At 74.3% G+C, this 4,540-nt stretch carries 4 protein-coding genes; all 4 read left to right on the top strand.

Annotated elements, in window-relative coordinates; all coding sequences use genetic code 11:
- Positions 1-127: 127 nt before the first annotated feature.
- The 4 genes from ACFVZW_RS35800 to ACFVZW_RS35785 are packed head-to-tail and all read left to right on the top strand — an operon-like array spanning position 128 to position 4,426.
- The gene (locus ACFVZW_RS35800; RefSeq protein WP_384530605.1) at positions 128-1,126 is read left to right on the top strand and encodes a hypothetical protein; all 999 of its coding nucleotides are present in this window, start codon (positions 128-130) and stop codon (positions 1,124-1,126) included.
- 1 nt (position 1,127) lies between these two features.
- On the top strand, positions 1,128-2,471 hold the full coding sequence (locus ACFVZW_RS35795) for a hypothetical protein (RefSeq protein WP_384530603.1): 1,344 nt from the start codon (positions 1,128-1,130) through the stop codon (positions 2,469-2,471).
- The gene (locus ACFVZW_RS35790) at positions 2,464-3,153 is read left to right on the top strand and encodes an ABC transporter ATP-binding protein (protein ID WP_384530601.1); all 690 of its coding nucleotides are present in this window, start codon (positions 2,464-2,466) and stop codon (positions 3,151-3,153) included. Before ACFVZW_RS35795 ends, ACFVZW_RS35790 begins: the two co-directional genes overlap by 8 nt.
- Positions 3,143-4,426, top strand: coding sequence for an ABC transporter permease (locus ACFVZW_RS35785; RefSeq protein WP_384530599.1), 1,284 nt, complete (start codon positions 3,143-3,145; stop codon positions 4,424-4,426). The genes ACFVZW_RS35790 and ACFVZW_RS35785 overlap by 11 nt, the downstream gene beginning before the upstream one ends.
- Positions 4,427-4,540 lie beyond the last annotated feature (114 nt).

The raw sequence follows: 4,540 nt of genomic DNA, 5'->3' as shown, positions 1-4,540 counted from the left end.
GAGTCTGCGGGGTGCGGGGGCGTGGGGGCGGGGGCGGCGGGCTGTGGGCGCCGCCCCCGGGCCCCCCGCACCCGGGGGGGCGGGGCGGCCCCCCCCCCCGCCCCACCCTATCTCCGAGAGGACCCAGATGCTCCCCCGTCACCGGATCGGCGCCGGCCTGGTCGCCGCCGCCCTGGCCGCCGTCGTCGGCTGCAGCTCCGGCTCCGGAACCGGCCGCGACGACGCCGGCGACACCTCCGGCGGCCCGGCCGCCGCACCCGACTCGGCGAGCGCCGCCAAGGCCACGTCGGCCTTCGACTCGGCCAAGGAACTCGCCCGCCAGGTCGGCGCGATGGAGCTGCAGATCACCAAGAAGTGCATGGTCGCCCAGGGGTTCACCGTCCATCCGCCGGATCCCGTCGCCGCGCCGGACGCGGACGGGGACAAGGCCCCCGAGGGGCGCGTCTCGCCCACCGCGGAGCAGGCCGCCCGGAACGGCTACGGCGCCGCGCCGGACGCCGGCGGCGAGCGGCCCGAGAACTCCACGCAGGAGCAGCCCGGCCCCTGGCGGGACCTGCCCGACGCGGAGAAGCAGCGGTACACCCTGGCCAAGAACGGGGCCCCCGACCAGGTCGTCAGTTACGAGACCGGAGAAGGCAAGTTCGCCTCGCCGAGCGGCGGTTGCATCGGGGAGACCCGCAAGAAGCTCTACGGCGACATGCCGAAGTATCTCCGCCTCATGTGGCTGACCGACAACGGAATGCGTCACGAAGCCGGTCGCCGGGCCGAACAGTCGGACACATTCCTGAAAGCCGTCGGAAGCTGGTCCTCCTGCATGGAGAAAGCGGGATACGGCGGACTGAAATCCCCGGCCGACGCGGTGAAGAAGGCCAAGGACTACTACGGCGGAAAAGACGCCGAAAAGAATCTTGACGCGGCGGCGGTGGAATCCGGCCGAAAGAATGAGATCGCCCAGGCGAAGGCCGACGCGAGCTGTGCCGACACCTCGAAGTACGACACGGTGTGGCGCTCCGCGAATCAGAAGGCCCTGAGCGCGCTTTACGTCAAGAACGAGGCCGACCTCGTCGCCTATCAGGAAATCCTGACCGAGGCGCAGAAGAAGGCACAGAAGATGCTGGAGTCCTGAGGTGGAGATCAGCGGTGGCGGCACCGCCTCGGACGACGGGCCCGTCGGCGAGGAGGGGGCTGCCGGCCCGAGGCGCCGCTGGGGCCGGGCCGCTGCCGCGGCCGGAGTCGTCGTCGCGCTGGCGGCGAGCGGCAGTGCCTGGCTCGCCGCCTCCCAGGCCCGTACGCCCGAGCAGCGCGCCTCCTCGGCCGCCGCCCCGCCGCGCTCCGGCATCACCGTGCCCGCGGAGGCGGGCCCCCTGGTCGACCGCAGGACCTGGGACGGCACCCTGACGCGCAGCAGCAACCTGGTCGTGCGTGGCCCCGAGTCGGGCGAGGGCGCCGCCCGGCAGGTCGTGACCCGGCTCCCCCTGAAACCCGGCAGGAAGCTGGCCAATGGATCGCTCGGGGCGGAGATCTCCGGCCGCCCGCTGTTCCTCCTCGAAGGGGCGTTCCCGGCCTACCGCGATCTGAGCGAGGGAATGCAGGGCCCGGACGTACGCCAACTCCAGCAGGCGTTACGGCAGTTGTACGGGACTCCCGTCACGGGCACGTTCGACGACCGCACGGCCCGGGACCTGAAGCGGCTGTACCGGAGCGCGGGATACCGGCCGCTGCCGGGGGCCGAGGGCGGATCCCCCGACGGCCCGGGCGGCAGGACGGGCGGGGGCGGGACGGACGGCAGGACGGGCGGGGGCGGCACGGACGGCAGGACGGGCGGGAGCACCGGTGAGAGCTCCGGCTCGGAGGGGTCGGGCGGGTCCGCCGGGACGCCGCCGCCCGCCGCCAGGGCCGTCGTCACCCTCCCCATGGCCGAGGTCGTCTTCATGGGCTCGCTCCCGGCGACCGTCGGCGAGGTCTCCGGCCGGGTCGGCGCCAACGCCTCGGAGCCCCTCTTCACCGTGACCGGTGGCCGCTGGCAGATCAAGGTCCCGGTGTCGGACACGGCCCTGCCCGACTTCACCTCCCTCCCCCAGGGCACGCGCGCGAAGGTCACCGGCGACCGGCTCGGCGGGGCCACGCTCCAGAGCTCGTACGAGAGGGTGTCGACCGGGAGCCCCCGGCACGCGTTCTTCGGCGTCACCGGCGCGGTGCCGGACACGGGGCTCGGCAGCCCGGTCAAGGTCGAGGCGGTGCGCCGCAGCAGCTCGCCCGACTCCCTGATCGTCCCCGTCTCCGCGCTCTGGACCGACCCGGCCGGGCTCGTCTCGGTCACCGTCGTCCAGGGCGACCGGCGCCGGCACGTACCGGTGGACGTGCGCCTCACGGTCGGCGGCCGGGCGGCGGTGACCGGTGCCGACCCCGCGCTCGCGAAGGGCGCGCAGCTGCTCGTCGGGTACGCGTACCGGGAGGCCGGCCTTGGCTGACGGAGCCGTACCGGGGCAGCGGGTGGTGATCTCGATGCGCGGGGTCTCCAAGACCTACCCGGCCGCCACGCCGGTGACCGCCCTCAGGGACGCCACGCTGGAGATCCGTACCGGCGAGATGGTCGCCATCACCGGCCCCTCCGGCTCCGGCAAGTCCACCCTCCTCAACATCCTGGGCCTCCTCGACACCGCCACGGGCGGCACGTACGCCATGGACGGTGTCGACGTCCGCACGCTCGGCGAGCGGGAGCGGACCCGGCTGCGGGCGACCCGGCTCGGGTTCGTCTTCCAGTCGTTCCATCTGGTGCCGTACCTGACCTGTCTGCGCAATGTGCAGCTGCCGCTGGTACACACGCGCCACCCGCGCGCCGACCGGCGGGAGCGCGCCGAGCGGGCGCTGCGGTCGGTCGGGCTCGGCCACCGGATCTCGGCGCGCCCCACGACGCTCTCCGGCGGAGAACGGCAGCGGGTCGCGCTGGCCAGGGCCGTGGTGCACCAGCCGTCGGTGCTGCTCTGCGACGAGCCGACCGGGAACCTGGACTCGGCCAACACCGACCAGGTGATGACCTTGCTGCGGGGGCTCGTCACCCCCGAGCGCACGGTGGTCGTCGTGACGCACGAGAGGGATGTGGCGGAGCGGGCCGACCGCGAACTGAGGGTCGTGGACGGACATGTGGTCTGAGCGGGACGACCGACGGGAGCGGCTAGGAAAGCGGGAGCGGACCGGGACGGCGTTCGCGGACATCGTCGTCCAGGCGGTCCATGCCGTCCTCGGGCGCCGGCTGCGCTCCGTCCTGACGGTCCTCGGCATCGCGCTCGGCATCGCCGCCGCGCTGGCGACCACCGGCATCACGGCGAGCGCCGCGGACGCCGTGTCCGGCCGCTTCGACGCCCTGAAGGCGACCGCCGTGACCGTCCGCTTCCACAACGAGGCCGCGCGGCCCACGACCGCGACGGCGGTACGGGCGCGGAAGCTGAACGGCGTACGGTCGGCCGGGCTGCTCTGCACCGCCGACGAGCGTCCGACGATCTCGGCCCTCGGCCCCGGCCACGACTGGGCGACACCACAGGAACTGCGCGTCCTGGCCGCCGACGAAGGCGCCCTCGCGGCCCTCGGCGTGACCGCCCGCTCCGGGCGGCTGCCGGACGCGGGACACATGGCGCGCGGCGACGCCGTGGCGCTGCTGGACACGGTGGCAGCCAAGGCGCTCGGCCTGGACGCGCTGCTCGAACAGACGCCGGAGGCGGCTCCCTCGGTCCATCTCGCCGGCCGGCCCTTCACGGTGATCGGCACCTTCCGGGCCCCGGCCGGGGAGGCCCGGCTGACCGGCAGCGTGATCGTCCCGTACGCCTCCTGCGCGACGGACGGCGGAGTCCTGAACCGCCCCCGACAGGCCGCCGGGAGCGATCACTTGGTCTTCGGTGCCACCGAGGCGGTCCTGCGCACCGAACTGGGCGCCGCCCAGCAGGTCGGCCTCGAGGCCCCGTTGGCGCTCCACCCGGAGGGCCCCGACCGGCTCGCGGCCATCGTCCCGGCCGATCTCGGGACCTTCCGGGGCGGGGTGGAGAGCGAGACACGGGCCCTGTTCCTCGGTCTGGCCGGGGTGTCCCTGCTGATCGGCGCACTCGGCGTCAGCAACACCACGTACGTCTCCGTGGTCGAGCGCCGCTCCGAGATCGGGCTGCGCCGGGCGGTCGGCGCGGGCCGGGCGGCGGTCTCGGCCCAGTTCCTCGTGGAGTGCGGGCTCCTGGGCCTGGTGGGCGGAGTGCTGGGGACGGCCGTCGGGGTGGATGTGACGGCCGGTACGGCGCTGGCGAAGGGCTGGCTGGTGGTCCTCGACCCCCGGCTCACCGCCGCCGGACCGCTGCTCGGTCTCGCGGTGGGCATGCTGGCGGGGGTGTACCCGGCGCTGGCGGCGTCCCGTATCGCGCCCGCGGAGACGCTGCGCGGCTGAACGCGCCGTCCACGGAGGCACGTTCCGCGTTCGCTTCTTCCTGCCCTGGCCGCGTCTGCCGGACGACACCGTCGTACGACGGAAAAGGCGGCGCCCCCCTGCCTGTGGCAGGGG

The sequence above is a fragment of the Streptomyces sp. NPDC059567 genome, from assembly GCF_042735655.1.
GTDB lineage: Bacteria > Actinomycetota > Actinomycetes > Streptomycetales > Streptomycetaceae > Streptomyces.
Note: the sequence above shows the minus strand (reverse complement) of the source record. Positions and strands in the feature narration are given on the sequence as shown.